This is a genomic window from Blastococcus saxobsidens (assembly GCF_002938435.1).
Lineage (GTDB): Bacteria > Actinomycetota > Actinomycetes > Mycobacteriales > Geodermatophilaceae > Blastococcus > Blastococcus saxobsidens.
In genome coordinates, this window is record NZ_POQT01000043.1 from 17,477 (window position 1) to 32,879 (window position 15,403).

A 15,403-nucleotide genomic window follows, 5' to 3' on the forward strand; every position below is an offset into this window, starting at 1 on the left:
GCCGGTCAGCCCTGCAGCCAGAAGCCGAAGTACGGCAACCGCAGCTGCAACGCGATCACGAAGATCAGGATGCTCAGGGCCGTGAGTGACGCGGCGACGAGGGCGGCGGGGATCACCCGCGCGTTGCGTCCGGCCAGCGCGGTCAGGAAGACCGTCACCAGCAAGGACGGGACCAGGCCGAGGCCACGGACGGTGTAGCCGAAGAAGAGGAGGGCGACCACCAGGAGGACGAGGGCCTTCCACGGGACGGCCCCGAGGTCGCCGCCCTCGCCGGCGACGAACGCCTTGACCGCGATGGCGATGCCGAGCACGACCAGCAGGCCACCGAGGACGAGGGGGAAGTAGCCCGGCCCCATGCGCAGCGCGCTACCCACGTCGTAGCTGCCGGCGGTGAGGGCGAACGCCAGCCCGAAGCACACGAAGACGGCGCCGGCGAGCAGGTCCTTGCGCGCACCGTGCATGTTCACAGACAGGTCCTCACGGGTCGAGGAGGACGGTGGGGCGGCGTCCGCGCCGCCCCACCGTCATCGGTGGTCAGTTCGCGGCGACGCCGGCTTCCTCGATGATCGGGCGCCACAGCTCGATCTGGGACTCCAGCTGCTCCATGTGGGCGTCGGGCGTCGCGTCCTCCTCCGAGGAGGGCGCGGCTCCGAGCTCGGCCAGCTGGTCGATCACGTTCTGGTCGGCCAGGGCCACCTTCAGCGCCGCGGACAGCTTCTCGACGATGGCGTCCGGCGTCTCGGCCGGGACGTAGAGGCCGTGCCACACGCCGACCTGGAGCGCCTCCAGTCCGGCTTCCTCCGTGGTCGGCAGGTCGGGCAGGCTCTCCACCCGCTCCGGCGTCGTCACCGCGTACGCCTTGATCTGCCCGGCCTGGATCTGCCCGGTCGTGTTGGTCGTCTGGTCGCACATGAGGTCCACCTCGCCGGCGACCAGGTCCTGCAGCGCCGGGCCGGTGCCCTCGTAGGGGACCTCGGTCAGCTTCACGCCGAGCGCCTCCTGGATCAGCAGACCGCACAGGTGCGACGCGGCACCGATCCCGGCGTTGGCGAGCGTGACGTCCTCGGCGTTCTGCTCGACGTACTCGACGAGCTCCTCCATCGTCCCGGGCTCGAAGTCGCTCCGCGCCACGATCGTCATCGGCACCTCGGTCACCAGGCCGACGGTCTTGAAGTCCTCGAGCGGCTCGTACGGCAGGTCGGCGTACAGCGACGGCGCGGTCGACATGCCGATGTGGTGCATCAGCACGGTGTAGCCGTCGGGGTTCGCCGCGGCGACCTGGCCGGCCGCGATGGTGCCGCCGGCGCCCTCCACGTTCTGCACGACGACGTTGCCGCCGAGCTCCTCGGCCATCGGCTCGGCGACCAGCCGGGTCACCGTGTCGGTCGGCCCACCGGCCGAGAAGGGCACCACGAAGGTGATGTCGTCCTCGGGGTAGCCCTCCGCAGCGGCGTCGTCACCGCCACCGCCGCCACCGCCACCCCCGCCGCCGCACGCGGCGAGGACCAGGGAGGCAGCGGCCAGGCCGGCCAGTCGTGGGTACCGGCCGAGGCCGGGTCGAGCCGGGCGGGTGCGCGCGGCCGCGTTGAGGTGGTGCAGGGACATGATCGAGCCCTTCCAAGATCGCCGACGACGCCGGACGCGTGAACGATGCACCCACGATGTGACCTGGGCGACATTTCGTCCATTCTGTACACGGTCCGGGTCACAAACGGTCGGCGCGGCACACCATGGCGGGGTGACAGCGACCGCGGCCACCTCCGCCGGGCACGCCCGCGGCACCCGGGGTTACCGCCGTCTCGTCGCCGCCATCTGGGCCGCCGGCGTCGGCTGCTTCGCGGTCCTCTACGCCCCGCAGGCGATCCTGCCCCTCGTCTCCGACGACCTCGGGGTCCCGCCGTCGAGCGCGGCGCTGCTCGTGTCCGCGACCACCGGGACCCTCGCGCTGGCGCTGCTCCCGATGAGCTACCTGGCCGACCGCGTGGGCCGGACCCGGCTCATGACGATCGCGCTGGTGACCGCCGCGGTGCTCGGTGTCCTGGCCCCGGTCGCGCCGTCGTTCGAGGTGCTGCTCCTGGTCCGGGCGGTGCAGGGCGTCGCGATGGCCGGGCTGCCCGCCCTGGCGATGGCGCACCTCTCGGAGCAGGTGCGCCCCTCGGCCGTCGGGGTCGCGATGGGGCTGTTCGTGGCCGGCAACACCGCCGGAGGGCTGTCGGGCCGGGTGGTGGCCAGCGCGGTCGCCGACGGCTGGGGCTGGCGCGCCGGGCTGGGTGCCGTCGGGGGGCTCGCCCTCGTGTGCGCCGTCGCCTTCCGGCTGCTGCTGCCGCCGCCCGTGGTGCAGCCCGCCGCCCCGTCCCCCGTGGCCGGCCACGGCCACCTGCGCCGGCACCTGCGGGACCCCGGCATCCGGCGGCTGTGCCTGTCCGGCTTCGTCCTCATGGCCGCGTTCGTCACCGTCTACAACTTCCTCGGCTACCGGCTGCTCGAGGAACCCTTCGGTCTGTCCCCCACGCTGGTCGGGCTGGTCTTCCTCGTCTACCTCGCCGGCACGCTCGGTTCGCCGGCCGCCGGCCGGCTGGGCGAGCGCCTCGGCCGACGGGTCGTCCTGCTCGGCGGCGTGCTCCTGGCCCTGGCCGCGGTGCTGCTCACGCTGAGTGACCTGCTCGCCGCGGTGCTGGTCGGGCTGGTGCTCTTCACGGTGGGCTTCTTCGCCGCCCACACGTCCGCCAGCGGCATGGTGGGCAACCGCGCCCGGGTCGGCCGCGCGCACGCCTCGGCGCTGTACCTGCTGGCCTACTACGCCGGCAGCAGCGTGGGGGGCTGGCTGGGCGGGTTCGCCTACGAGGGCGGCGACTGGCCGGCCGTGGTCGCCTACGTCGCCACGCTGCTGCTCGCCGCGCTCGGCCTGGCGTTGCTGCTGCGCCGCACCCCGGCCCTCCCCACGGCTCCGACGCCGGCCGGGTGACCGCCCCGCTCCCCCGTCAGCGCCAGCGGTACTCCGTCTCCGGCCGGCCGGCGCCGCCGTAGCGCGGGCTGCGGGTGGCCAGACCCGTCTCGGCCAGGTACTCGAGGTACCGGCGGGCGGTGATCCGGGAGGTGCCGGTCTCCGCGGCGGTCTCGGCGGCCGACAGGCCACCGGCGGCGCGCAGCACGGCCACCACGGCGTCGAGCGTCTGGCGGTGCATGCCCTTCGGGAGCGACGCGTTCCGCTGTGGCCGCGGTCCCTCCAGGGCCCGGTCGACGTCCTCCTGGCCCACCGCGTCCCCGTCCGCCGGCACCCGGTCCCGGTACTCGGCGTAGGCCAGCAGCCGGTCGCGCAGCGCCGCGTAGGTGAACGGCTTGAGCAGGTAGCCGACGACGCCGTGCGCCGCGGCGGCCCGCACCGTGGTGAGCTCCCGGGCCGAGGTGACGGCGAGGACGTCGACGTCGAGCCGGGCGGCGCGGATGCGCCGGCACAGCTCGACGCCGTGGGTGTCCGGGAGGTTCATGTCCAGCAGCACCAGGTCCACCGGCAGTCGCGCCAGCGCGTCGAGGGCCACCGCCCCGGTGCCCGCGACCGCGGCGGTGCTGAACCCCGCCGTCCGGTCGACGTAGGTGCGGTGCGCCTCGGCGGCGACCGGCTCGTCCTCCACCACCAGGACCCGGATCACGACGTTTCCACGGGCGTGCGCACCGGTAACGACACGGCGAACTGCGCCCCCGGCCCCGGGCGCACGGCCACCGATCCGCCGTTGCGGCGGACCGCCTGGGCGACCAGGGCCAGGCCGAGGCCCCGTCCGGGACCACCCGGCATCTTGTCGTCGGGATCCTTGGTCGTCCACCCGCGCTCGAAGACCCGGGGCACCTGCTGCTCGGTGAGCCCGGGACCGCTGTCCTCCACGCGGATCTCCAGGACGTCGGAGTCGATCCAGGCGGCGAACTGCACCTCGCGCGGCGGGTCCCCGGCGAGCGCGGCGTCGATCGCGTTGTCGAGCAGGTTGCCGACGATGGTCACCAGCTCGCCGCTGGGGATGCCGGTCGCGGCCACGGCGGTACCCGGGTCGATCTCCAGCCGCACGCCGCGTTCGTGCGCGGTGGCCGACTTGCCCAGCAGGAGGGCCGCGAGCACCGGCTCCTCGACGGCGTCGACCACGCGATCGGTCAGCCGCTGCGCGGACGCGAGCTCGGCGGTGGCGAACTCCACGGCGTCCTGCCCCCGGCCGAGCTCGATGAGCGACACGGTGGTGTGCAGCCGGTTGCCCGCCTCGTGGGCCTGGGCCCGCAACGACTCGGCGAAGGCCCGCACGCTGTCCAGCTCGCCGGTGAGGGCCTGCAGCTCGGTGTGGTCGCGCAGGGTCACCACCGCGCCCGCCGAGCGGCCGGAGGCCCGGGCCGGCACCTGGTTGACCACGAGCACCCGCGCCCCGCTCACGTGCACCTGGTCGACCGTCTGCGCCTGCAGCCGCAGCATCTCGGCGAGGTCCTCGGACAGACCCAGCTCGTCGACGTGCCGGCCGCTGGGGTCGTCGTCGAGGGACAGCAGGCGCCGTGCCTCGTCGTTGACCAGCTGCACCCGCCGTTCCCCGTCGAGGACCAGCAGCCCTTCGCGCACGGCGTGCAGCACGGCCTGGTAGTAGTCGAGCATCCGCGCCAGCTCCGGTGCCCCGAGCCCCCGCGTCTGGCGCCGCAGCCGCCGGCTGAGCAGCCAGCTGCCCGTGCTGCCCACGGCGAGCGTCACCAGGCCGGTGCCGACGATGCCCGGCATGGAGCGGGCGAGGTCCGACCCGATCGCGTCGAGCGTGATCCCCACCGAGATCAGCCCCACGACCTCGCCGTCCTGGTCCACGATGGGTCCGGTCGCCCGCACCGACGGCCCCAGGGTCCCGGTGTAGGTCTCGGTGAAGGTGCGGCCGGCCAGCGCCGGCTCGATCGTGCCGAGGAACGACCCGCCGATCTGCGCCGGGTCGGGGTGGGTGAAGCGCGTCCGGTCCGGCGCGAACACGGTGATGAAGGAGGTGCCGGTGTCCGCGCGCACCGCCTCCACGTACGGCTGCAGGATCTCGGTCGGCCGGGGCCCCGTGACCGCCTCGAGCACCAGCGGCGAGGTGGCCAGCGCACCCACGATCGCCGTCGTCTCCACCTCCGCGTCGTCCTGGGCCGTCCGCTGCGCGTTGACGTACGCGACGGCCGTCGCCATGACGACGATGACGGCGACCACCAGGCCCTGCAGCACCAGCAGCTGACGCGCCAGGCTGGTCGGTCTGGTGCCCCGCCGCGGCGGGAGATCGGGCCTGGTCACAGGGTCAGTGTGCCCCGCACCACGACGGCGGTGGGCCCGCGGGATCGTCGAGCCGTGCGGCGGGTTCGCCGACGGGCACCCGATCGAGGGCGGGCACGTGCGACTCCCCGAGGCGCCGGGCATCGGCCTGGGGCTGCAGGCGCCCCTCGCCCTGGTGCCGGCCGACGCCCTGGCCTGATCGGTCAGCCCTGCCCCTCCCCCGCCCCGGGCACCCAGTCCGGGGCGAAGCCGCCCAGCTGCGGGTGGTACATCTCGTCGCCGGAGTGCTGGGTGAACTCCACCTTGAGGAGGCGCTCCTCCAGGCCGCAGACCCGGGCGCACACCTCGACGATCCGGCGGGCGAGGGTCTCCCTGGTCGCCGCCGGGCGGCCGGCGCGGACGTCGCACATCACCAGCCCCGCCGGCTCCGGCTCGCCCGCGCCGCACCGCCAGACGCCCCCCGGCCCGAGGTCGTGGATCGAGACGGTGACGAAGTCCGGCCGGACGTCCATCACCTCCGCGTAGACGGAACCGAGCTGCCCGGCCAGGGACCGCTTGGTGTCGAGGTCGAGGTGGAGCGGGAGGTCGATCTGCAGCGACGGCACACCGTCCTCTGCCCGCTCCTGGCCCGGGGCACGCCTGCATCCGGGCGTGGCCGACCGCACGGCAGACTCGGTCCCGTGCTGCCACCGCCCGGGACGCCGGGGACCGACCTGCCGGTGCGCACGGCGCTGCCCGCGCTGACCGACGCGCTCGCGGCGGCCGGCAGCGCCGTGCTGGTGGCACCACCGGGCACCGGGAAGACGACGCTGGTGCCGCTCGCGCTGGCCGGCACGGTTCCCGGCCGCGTGCTGGTCGCCGAGCCGCGCCGGGTGGCCGCCCGGGCCGCCGCGCGCCGGATGGCCGGTCTGCTGGGCGAGGCGGTGGGCAGCCGCGTCGGCTACAGCGTCCGCGGGGAGAGCCGGCGCAGCGCGGCCACCCGGGTGGAGGTGGTCACCACCGGCCTGCTGGTGCGCCGCCTGCAAGCCGACCCCGAGCTGCCCGGGGTCGACGCCGTGCTCCTGGACGAGTGCCACGAACGGCACCTGGACACCGACCTGGCGCTGGCCTTCGGCCTGGACGTCCGCGGCGCGCTGCGCCCCGACCTCCGGCTGCTGGCGATGTCGGCGACCGCCCAGGCCGACCGGCTGGCCGCGCTGCTCGGCAACGGCGCGCCGGCTCCGGTCGTGCGGGCCCCCGGCGCCCTGCACGACGTCGACGTCGTCTGGGCGCCACCGCCCACTGCGGTGGATCCACCGCACGGCCTGCGCGTGGACCCCCGCCTGCTCGCGCACGTCGCCGCCACGGTGCGCCGGGCGCTCGCGGAGCGGGACGGCGACGTCCTCGTCTTCCTGCCGGGCGCGGGAGAGATCGGCACGGTGACCGGGCAGCTCGGCGGGATCGACGCCGACGTCCTGCCGCTGCACGGGCGGCTGCCGGCCGCGGCGCAGGACGCGGCGCTGCGGCCGGGACCCCGCCGCCGGGTGGTCCTGGCGACAGCGCTGGCGGAGAGCAGCCTGACCGTGCCGGGGGTCCGCGTCGTGGTCGACGCCGGCCTCTCCCGTGCGCCCCGGGCCGACCTGTCCCGCGGGCTCGGCTCGCTGGTCACGGTGCGGGCGTCACGGGCATCGGTCACCCAGCGCGCCGGCCGGGCCGGCCGCGAGGCACCCGGCGCGGTCTACCGGTGCTGGACCGCCGCCGAGCAGGACCGGCTCCCCGCCCACGAGGAACCCGAGGTCGCCACCGCCGACCTCACCGCCTTCGCCCTGGAGCTGGCGTGCTGGGGCGCCCCGGGCGGGCACGGGCTCGGGCTGCCCGACGCCCCTCCGGCCGCCGCCCTGCTGGTCGCCGACCAGACGCTGCGCGCGCTGGGCGCCGTGGACGGGGACGGCCGGGCCACCTCCCGGGGCCGCGCGCTGACCGCGGTCGGTGTGCATCCGCGGCTGGCCCGCGCGCTGCTCGACGGCGCTCCCCTGGTCGGCAGCCGGCGCGCCGCCGAGGTCGTGGCGCTCCTCTCCGCCGACGTCGCATCCCGCGGGGACGACCTCACCGCGACCTGGCGGCACCTGCGCTCGGGCGCCGACCGTGGTGCCTCCGCCCGCTGGCGGGAGGAGGTGGCCCGGCTGGAGCGGGCCACCGGGGACGCCGCCCCACCCGGTCTGCCCGACGACACCGCGGCGGGGCTGGTCGTGGGCCTGGCCCACCCCGAACGGCTCGCCCGGCGCCGGCCCGGAACTTCCGGCACGTATCTGATGGCCGCCGGCACCGGCGCCGAACTGGCACCCGGGACGGCGCTGACCGGCGCGCCCTGGCTGGCCGTCGCCGTCGCCGACCGGTCCCCCGGCCGCCGGGACGCCCGGGTGCGCTCAGCGGTCGCGATCGACGAGGCGACCGCGCTCGAGGCCGGCGGCGCGCTGCACGAGGAGCGGGACGAGGTCGCGTGGCGCGACGGCGACGTGCGCAGCTCGCACGTCGAACGGCTCGGCGCCATCGTCCTGGCCGAGCGGCCCTCCGGCGAGCCCGACCCGGCCGCCGTGGCGTCGGCGGTCGCCGAGGGGCTGCGCCGGGAAGGCCTCGGGCTGCTGCGCTGGACGCCCGCCGCCCGGCGGTTGCGGGAGCGCCTGGCGGCGGCGCGCAGCGGGCTCGGCGCCCCGTGGCCCGCCGTCGACGACGACGCCCTGCTCACCGCGATCGACGTCTCGGGCGCCCGCAGCCGCGCCGACCTGGCGCGGGTGGACGTCGTCGCGGCGCTCCGGGGGCTCGTCCCGTGGCAGGTGAGCGGGGAGCTGGACGCCGTCGTGCCCGACTCGGTGACCGTGCCCACCGGGTCCCGCATCCGCATCGACTACACCGACCCCGACGTCCCCACCCTCTCGGTCCGGGTGCAGGAGGTGTTCGGCTGGTCGCACGCGCCCCGGGTCGCCGGGCGCCCGCTGCGGCTGCAGCTGCTCTCGCCGGCGCAACGGCCCGTCGCCACCACCGCGGACCTCGCCGGCTTCTGGACGACGGGCTACCCGGCCGTCCGCAGCGAGCTCCGCGGCCGCTATCCCCGCCACCCGTGGCCGGAGGACCCGGCGACCGCCGTGGCCACGAAGCGAGCGACGTCACGGGCGCGCTCCCGCGACTGAGGCTGCGCCCTTCCCCGGGCCCGGAGAGGATCGACCGGTGACGACGCCGACGACCGACGAATGGGGCATCGATGCGAGCTGGCTGGACGCGCTCGACGAGGAGCACCAGGTAGCCCAGGACACCATCGACAGGCTGCGGGAGGTCATCGGCCGGCCACCGGCCGACCTCGAGGAGCGCGCGCCCATCGTGGCCCGCCCGGGCGACGCGCTGGAGGTCGACGAGGCCGACGTCGTGTGCGAGGACGGCGGGGTGCGGCACATCGACGGCCACCTGCCCGAGGACTTCCCGCTCGGCTACCACTGGCTGCAGTCCCCCGAGGGCCACCGCCGGCGGCTCATCGTCTCGCCGGGCCGCTGCTGGCTGCCCGAGGGCCGCTCGTGGGGCTGGGCCGTCCAGCTCTACGCCACCCGCAGCCGGGACAGCTGGGGCATCGGCGACCTCGGCGACCTGCGCAGCGTCCGGCGCATGGCCGCCGAGCAGGGCGCCGGCTTCGTGCTGATCAACCCGCTGCACGCCGTCGCCCCCATCGAGCAGCAGGAGGCCAGCCCGTACCTGCCGGCCACCCGGCGCTTCCGCAACCCCCTCTACCTGCGGGTCGCCGAGGTGCCCGGCGCCGACGCCGTCGACCTGGAGGAGGACGCCGGGCGCGCGCTGTCGCAAGCGCCGCTCATCGACCGCGATGCGATCTGGGCCCGCAAGCGCGAGGTGCTCATGCGCATCTTCTTCGCCCACGGCGGCGGGGAGGCCTTCACCCGCTGGCGTGAGGAGCAGGGGCAGACCCTGCAGGACTGGGCCACGTGGGCGGCGATCACCGAGGAGCACGGCGCCGACTGGCACTCCTGGCCCGCGGAGCTGCGCCGGCCCGACGGCCCCGGCGTCGCCGCCTACGCCGAGCAGCACGGCGCCGTCGTCGGCTTCCACGCCTGGTTGCAGTGGGCGCTGGACCTGCAGTTCACCGCCGCGTCCGGCGACATGACCGTCATCCAGGATCTGCCGATCGGTTTCGCCGGCGGCGGGGCCGACGCCTGGGCCTGGCAGGAGGTGCTGGCCGACGGCGTGAGCGTCGGCGCACCGCCGGACGCGTTCAACTCGGCGGGCCAGGACTGGGGGTCCCCGCCGCTGATCCCGTGGCGGCTGCGCGACGCCGACTACGAGCCCTTCATCCAGTCGATCCGCGCCACGATGGCCGGCGCGGGCGGCCTGCGGATCGACCACGTCATGGGGCTGTTCCGGCTCTGGTGGGTGCCCTCGGACGGCTCGGCCGCCGACGGCGCCTACGTCCGCTACCCCGCCGAGGACCTGCTGGACATCGTCGCCCTGGAGAGCTCCCGGGCGCAGGCCCTCGTGGTCGGCGAGGACCTCGGCACGGTGGAGGACGGCGTCCGCGAGGCGATGGCCGAGCACGGCGTGCTGTCCTACCGGCTGCTGTGGTTCGAGGACGACGCCCCGACCGGGTGGCCGGCCGAGGCGATGGCCGCGATCACCACGCACGACCTGCCCACCGTGGCCGGGCTGTGGACCGAGGCCGACGTCGACGAGCAGCGCGAGCACAGCACGGGCACCGACGAGGAGCTGGAGCGGGGCCGCACCTCGCTCCTCGCGCACCTGCCGGGCCTCTCCGACGACGCGAGCGTGGAGCAGGCGGTGGAGCAGGCGCACGCGCTGCTGGCGACCGCGCCGTCGCTGCTGCTGTCGGCCACCCTCGACGACGCCGTCGGCGAGCAGCGGCGGCCGAACATGCCCGGCGCCGGGGAACGGCCCAACTGGTCGCTGCCGCTGCCGGTGCTCGTGGAGGACCTGCCGGCGCACCCGCTGCTGCAGACGGTGGCCCGAACCCTCGCGGAGGGCCTGGCCGGCGACTGACCCGCTCGGCCGATGCGCAACCGGCGCGGCACCCCCTCGGGTGCCGCGCCGGCGCGCGTCAGGAGCGGATCAGGTCAGGACTCCGCACCGTCCTCCGTGGTGCTCCCCTGGCCGCGGCCCTGGTCGAGCCGGTCGGTCCCGGGGCCACCGACCAGGACGTCGGCCCCGTTGCCACCGGCCAGCTCGTCGGCGCCGAAGCCACCCACGAGCACGTCGTCGCCGTTGTCCCCCGACAGCCGGTCGGTGCCGGCGCCGCCGCAGACGACGTCGTCGCCGTTGCCGCCGCGGACCACGTCGTCGCCACCGAGGCCCATGATCACGTCACGGCCGTCGGTGCCGGTGAGGGCGTCGTCCCCCGCGGTGCCGCGGATGGTGGGCAGCAGGCCCTGGCAGCGCTCCTCCAGGTCCAGCCCGAGCACCAGCGGGTCGTGGTCGCTGGAGCGGTACGGGCTCGCCGCGTAGAGCGCCGGGTCGCCGTAGTACTGGTAGGCGAAGGACTCGACGGCGTTGATGTTCCAGTGCGTGACGCCGGTGACCTTCGCGGTCAGCTCGGCCGTGGCCAGGGCGTGGTCCAGCGAACCGGACTTGTCGTCGAACACGTAGCTGTAGGAGCCCTCGTCGAAGCGCAGCCCGAGGTCGGTCCAGCCGGCATCCTCCAGGACCTGGATCGGGTCCTCCTGGGTGTAGGCGTTGATGTCGCCCAGGAGGACGACGTCCGGGTCGCCGGTCGACTCCTGGAGATCTGCGGCGAACGCCGCCAGGGACCCGGCCTGCCGGACGCGGTCGCCGTTCCAGGCGCCCTGCCCGTCCCCGGTGTCCACGTTGTCGCCGGTCGGCTTGCCGGGGCTCTTGGACTTGAAATGGTTGGCGACCACCGTGAAGACGTCGCCGTCCTTGACGAACGACTGGGCGATCGGCTCGCGGGCGTTGGACCAGACCGACTCGTCGACCAGGCCGACGGAGTCGCCGACGGGGAGCACGGCGTCGTGCTGGTAGATGATCCCGTTGCGGATGACGTCGCGGTCGACCGCGTAGAGCTCCTCCGGGAACGGGACGTAGCTCCACTTGTCGTAGCCGGCGGCCTCGTCGAGCCGGCGGACCAGGTCGGCCAGCGCCCGGTCGGCGTCGCCGGGCGAGTAGCCGGTGGAGTCGGTGTCCTCGATCTCCATCAGCGTGACGACCTCGGCACCGAGGGCCTCGATGGCCGGCACGATCTTGCCGGCCTGCAGCTCGAGCTGCTCCTGGCTGCGGGCACCGCGGCCCTCGCCCCCGAAGGTGAGGAAGTAGTTCAGCACGTTGAAGGCGGCGAGCTGGGTGTCACCGCCCACCTCCTCGGGAGCGGCCGGCCGCGTGTTCTTCGACGCGAAGACGCCGCCCGCGGTGCCGTCGGCGGGCTGCAGCCGCCACTGGTCGAACCCGTAGCCCAGGACCAGCGGCTCGGTGAAGGCCAGCTCGTCGCCGACCCGGACCGGCGTCTCCGGGGAGAGGTACGGGCGGGTCGTGGTGCTGACCCGCGCGCTCAGCCCGTCGTCCAGGACGATCCGGCGCAGGGTGTTCTGCGTCGCGACGGCCTCCGCCTCGGGCGTGCCGGGGCGGGCCAGCTCGGTGGGCTGGACCAGCAGGCCGCCCGCGGAGAGGGTGAGCTCGCCGAACGAGGTGAGGTCGTAGACCTCGCTGACGGTGAGGGGATCGACCGGCGCGACGAGCATGCCCTCGAGCCGCTCGCGGGCTGCGTCGTCCGCCGGCAGGTCCAGCGGGGTGGCGTCCGGCAGGTCGGCCACGCTGCCGTCGGCGCAGACGGCGACGTCCTGGCGCGAGCTGATCTGCGTCTGGCCGAAGTACTCCTGAACCGCACCCGTGACGGCGACGGCGTCCCCGAGGTCCACCGCGACCGGGCTGAACACGAAGATGCCGTCGGAGGTGGCGGCATCGCCGTCCCCGTCGACGTCCTGGAGGTGGAAGCCCGACAGGCCCGGCACGTCGCCGACGACCGTGCCACGCACCGTGACCTCCTGGCCGGCGAGCTCGGGCTGCGCACCGGAGCCCTGGACGGCACCGATCTCGTGCGTCGGCGTCACGTCGCAGACCGCCGGCTCCGGCTCCGGCTCCGGCTCCGTGGTGCCCGCGGGGTTCACCGTGCCCCGGGTGGCGGGTGCCCGTCCCGCCCAGACGAGCGCGTCGCTCGTCGCGTCGTACGTCCGCGACAGGGACTGCCCCTCGGGGACGCCCTCCTCGGACACCCCGATGTCGGTGCTCGTGGTCCCTGCGGCCGGGCCGTCGGTGGCGGTCAGCTCGCCTTCGTAGGAGAGGAACTCCAGGACCGTGCCGTCCTGCACGAGCGCGACGCCGTCCGGGCTGCCGTTCTGGATCCCGTTGACGGGGTAGCCGACGACCGCGACTGCCGGGGCCCCCGCCGGAGCGGTGACCGACTGCACGGCATCGGTGTCGTAGACCGTCCCGTTGCTCCCGTTGTAGAGGACGACGGACAGCCCCGCGGAGCTGGTGCCGGGGGGCAGGTGTACCTCGATGAACTCGTCGACGTCGCTCCCGGCGTCGTCGTAGTGGATCTCGGAGATGAACGGGGCGGTCGGCGGCGCCGCGTGGGCGAAGGCGGGCAGGCCCACCACCGCGACGGAGGCGGCGAGGGTGCCGAGGGCAGTACGGCGCGCGAGAACACGCGGACTGCCGTTGCGTACGAGCACGGAGAAGTCCTTCCGGACGGATGGGGAGACGCCGCGACGCTAGGTCGGCAGAGTGACGGCAGGGACCACGGAAAGTGACGTCCGGGTGACGTCGCGGTCGCCCCACGTGTCGTGGCAGAACGGGAGGCTGACGCGCGGTGGCGGGACATGCCCAAGGTGGTGTTCTCCTCCACGATCAGCACGGTCGACGGGAACGCCCGCCTGGTCACCGGCGACGCGGTCCCCGAGATCACCCGGCTCGAGGCCGAGGACGGCGACCCCATGGACATCGGCGGCGCCACCCTCGCCGCGGCGGCGATGCGGGCCGGGCTGATCGACGAGTACGCGATCGTCACCCACCCGGTCCCGGTGGGCCGGGGCACGCCGTTCTTCCCGGCCCTGGACCACCGGGTGGACCTGACCCGGTGGAGACCCGGACGTTCCCCGGCGGCGTGGTCCTGACCAGGTACGAGACTCGGCGCTGAGCGCACGGCCCCGATCGGCGCATCCCGGAGCGCCGTCGAACGCATGTTCGACCGGCGTGCCACACTGCCCGGGTGGCCGGCGGGATGAATCGAGGGCGCAGCGGTCGCTCGCTCGGTGAACGGGCGGCGGACTCGGGGGTGACCTCCGCCGCCGGCGCTGTGCCGCTGCTGCCGCCCTCCCCGCAGGCCCCGGTCACCGGGCAACCGGGCGCCGGGGATCGCGGCGAGGGGCGGCACTGCTGGGTGCGGGACCCGCCCGACTCGCCCGGCATCTGGCCGGGTCTCCTCGTGGAATGGCGCCAGCGCGACGGCGCCTGGCAGGGGCGGGTCGCCTACACCGTGCGCGGACCGCACGGACCGGCGCTCGTCGAGACCTGGCTGCCCGCCGCCCGCCTGGAGCCGAGGTGATCACGTCCCGGTTAGCCCGGGCGCGGGGCGGCTATGGCTCCCCGGGACCGCATCCCGACCGCACCGGAGGACGATCCGATGAGCCAGCCCGACGACCGCCCCACCCTCGACGACGTGATCGACCCCCAGGAGTCGGCGCCCCGCGACCGGCAGGAGCACGCGAAGGACCCGCACCTCGGCGACGAGGCCCTCGAGCACCGCACCGAGCAGGAGCGCCAGGCCGTCGGCTCCGACGACGCGAACCCCGCGGGCGCCGACCAGCACTCGGCCACCGACTGAGGACGGATCGGCCCGGCGCGCGGTCCCGCGCGCCGGGCACCGGCCGGCACGGGGAGGTCCCGTGAGCCACCTCCGCCCGGGCGATGTCGCCTGCTGGCTGGTGAAGACCGCGCTGCCACCCGAGCGGCTCGATCCCGGGTGGGCGCCGGGCGAGGAGCGGGTGCTCGACCGGTGCGTGCGTCCCTCCTACCGGCTGGACCTGATGGCACCCGGCCAGCCCTGCGTCCTGTGGCTCAGCGGTCGGGACCGGCCGGGGGTGCACGCGGTGGGCACGGTGGCGGGCGAGGTGGCCGACGGGCCCGGTGGCCCGGCCGTGCCCCTGCGACTGCGCCTGCTGGCCACCCCGCTCCCCCGGGCCGAACTCGTCGAGGACCCGCACTTCCGCGACGCCGAGGTGCTGCGCATGCCGGCGGGCAGCAACCCGTCCTGGCTGTCCACCCGCCAGTTCGCCGTCCTGTCCCGGTCGTCCGCCGCCGGTTTGGGACCATGACGACGTGACTTCCGTCCGCCTCCGCTGGGGCGCCCTCCTGTGGCTCCTGACCCTGCAGTTCTTCGTCCTGGAGACCATCGCCCAGGCCCGGTACGAGGGCCCCTACTCCCGTGTGGACGACGTCATCAGCGCGCTGGGCGCCGCGGACTCCGCCGGCCGGCAGCTGATGAACGCCTCGTTCGTGGTCCAGGCGGCCCTCATCGCCGGCGGCGCGCTGCTGCTGGGGCCCGCGCTGCGGGGCGCCGCCGCCCGTGTCACCCCCTGGCTGCTGGGCGCCGCCGCGGTGGGCGTCCTGCTGGTCGGCGTCTTCCCGACCGACGGCAACGGCACGATGCACGCGATCGGCGCCGTCCTCTACCTGGTCGGCGGCGGGCTGGGGCTGGTCGCGCTGGCCTACGCCGTCCGGCCCCGCTCGGAGGCGCTGGGTACCACCGTCGTGCTGCTGGGCATGCTGGCCACCGCCGCCACGATCTTCTTCCTCACCGGCGTCACCGGCTTCCTCGGCGCGGGCGGGACGGAACGGCTCGCGGCCTACCCCCTGCCGATCGCGCTCGCGCTGACCGCGACCACGCTGTGGTGGAACGGAGCACGCGCCGACGAGGGGGCCGCCCCGCCCTCGCGGCGCGCCGAGCGGGAGCAGGAGGAGGCGCGCCGCGCCGAGCAGGCCCGGGCCCGCGATGCCGCGCTGGAGGCCGCCACCCGCCGGTCCGCGGCCGGGCCGGCGTCCGCGGAGCCGGACGACATCGACCCCGAGGACCCCTGGGCCCCGACG

At 75.4% G+C, this 15,403-nt stretch carries 15 protein-coding genes; 9 read left to right on the forward strand and 6 right to left on the reverse strand.

Annotated elements, in window-relative coordinates; translation table 11 throughout:
- Nucleotides 1-5 precede the first annotated feature (5 nt).
- The gene (locus tag C5507_RS19600; protein ID WP_242611363.1) at nt 6-461 is read right to left on the reverse strand and encodes a tripartite tricarboxylate transporter TctB family protein; all 456 of its coding nucleotides are present in this window, start codon (nt 459-461) and stop codon (nt 6-8) included.
- Between the two features lie 73 nt (nt 462-534).
- Nucleotides 535-1,605, reverse strand: coding sequence for a tripartite tricarboxylate transporter substrate-binding protein (locus C5507_RS19605; RefSeq protein WP_104530183.1), 1,071 nt, complete (start codon nt 1,603-1,605; stop codon nt 535-537).
- Between the two features lie 133 nt (nt 1,606-1,738).
- On the opposite strand from C5507_RS19605, the gene C5507_RS19610 reads away from it, so the two are divergent.
- A complete protein-coding gene (locus C5507_RS19610) occupies nt 1,739-2,965 on the forward strand; it encodes an MFS transporter (protein ID WP_158657656.1) in 1,227 nt (408 codons plus the stop codon).
- 16 nt (nt 2,966-2,981) lie between these two features.
- Here C5507_RS19610 and C5507_RS19615 read toward each other — a convergent pair whose 3' ends face one another.
- Together C5507_RS19615 and C5507_RS19620 are read right to left on the reverse strand one after the other, a co-directional pair.
- Entirely contained in the window at nt 2,982-3,650 is a 669-nt protein-coding gene (locus C5507_RS19615; protein WP_104530185.1) for a response regulator, read from the reverse strand.
- Nucleotides 3,647-5,278, reverse strand: coding sequence for a sensor histidine kinase (locus tag C5507_RS19620; protein WP_104530186.1), 1,632 nt, complete (start codon nt 5,276-5,278; stop codon nt 3,647-3,649). The genes C5507_RS19615 and C5507_RS19620 overlap by 4 nt, the downstream gene beginning before the upstream one ends.
- A 7-nt stretch (nt 5,279-5,285) precedes the next feature.
- Between C5507_RS19620 and C5507_RS22910 the strand changes: the two genes are divergently transcribed.
- Nucleotides 5,286-5,456, forward strand: a complete 171-nt coding sequence (locus C5507_RS22910) for a hypothetical protein (RefSeq protein ID WP_158657657.1) — start codon at nt 5,286-5,288, stop codon at nt 5,454-5,456.
- A gap of 4 nt (nt 5,457-5,460) precedes the next feature.
- Here C5507_RS22910 and C5507_RS19625 read toward each other — a convergent pair whose 3' ends face one another.
- On the reverse strand, nt 5,461-5,862 hold the full coding sequence (locus C5507_RS19625) for a tautomerase family protein (RefSeq protein WP_104530187.1): 402 nt from the start codon (nt 5,860-5,862) through the stop codon (nt 5,461-5,463).
- Between the two features lie 75 nt (nt 5,863-5,937).
- Here C5507_RS19625 and hrpB point away from each other — a divergent pair, with 75 nt between their 5' ends.
- A complete protein-coding gene (gene hrpB, locus C5507_RS19630; RefSeq protein ID WP_104530193.1) occupies nt 5,938-8,424 on the forward strand; it encodes an ATP-dependent helicase HrpB in 2,487 nt (828 codons plus the stop codon).
- A gap of 37 nt (nt 8,425-8,461) precedes the next feature.
- Nucleotides 8,462-10,288, forward strand: a complete 1,827-nt coding sequence (gene malQ / locus C5507_RS19635; RefSeq protein ID WP_104530188.1) for a 4-alpha-glucanotransferase — start codon at nt 8,462-8,464, stop codon at nt 10,286-10,288.
- Nucleotides 10,289-10,362: 74 nt separating this feature from the next.
- Here the strand turns inward: malQ and C5507_RS19640 are convergent, their stop codons facing one another.
- The gene (locus C5507_RS19640; RefSeq protein WP_104530189.1) at nt 10,363-12,990 is read right to left on the reverse strand and encodes an ExeM/NucH family extracellular endonuclease; all 2,628 of its coding nucleotides are present in this window, start codon (nt 12,988-12,990) and stop codon (nt 10,363-10,365) included.
- Between the two features lie 147 nt (nt 12,991-13,137).
- On the opposite strand from C5507_RS19640, the gene C5507_RS19645 reads away from it, so the two are divergent.
- The 5 genes from C5507_RS19645 to C5507_RS19665 all read left to right on the forward strand — a co-directional run.
- The gene (locus C5507_RS19645) at nt 13,138-13,431 is read left to right on the forward strand and encodes a dihydrofolate reductase family protein (protein WP_207225687.1); all 294 of its coding nucleotides are present in this window, start codon (nt 13,138-13,140) and stop codon (nt 13,429-13,431) included.
- Nucleotides 13,432-13,592: 161 nt separating this feature from the next.
- Nucleotides 13,593-13,862, forward strand: a complete 270-nt coding sequence (locus C5507_RS19650; RefSeq protein WP_242611004.1) for a hypothetical protein — start codon at nt 13,593-13,595, stop codon at nt 13,860-13,862.
- Nucleotides 13,863-13,940: 78 nt separating this feature from the next.
- Nucleotides 13,941-14,141 carry a hypothetical protein gene (locus C5507_RS19655; RefSeq protein ID WP_104530195.1) on the forward strand — a complete coding sequence of 67 codons (201 nt, stop codon included), beginning with the start codon at nt 13,941-13,943 and terminating at the stop codon, nt 14,139-14,141.
- 61 nt (nt 14,142-14,202) lie between these two features.
- Entirely contained in the window at nt 14,203-14,631 is a 429-nt protein-coding gene (locus C5507_RS19660) for a hypothetical protein (protein ID WP_104530190.1), read from the forward strand.
- Nucleotides 14,632-14,635: 4 nt separating this feature from the next.
- Nucleotides 14,636-15,403, forward strand: a 768-nt coding sequence (locus tag C5507_RS19665) for a DUF998 domain-containing protein (protein ID WP_104530191.1), incomplete at its 3' end; no start/stop codon positions are given.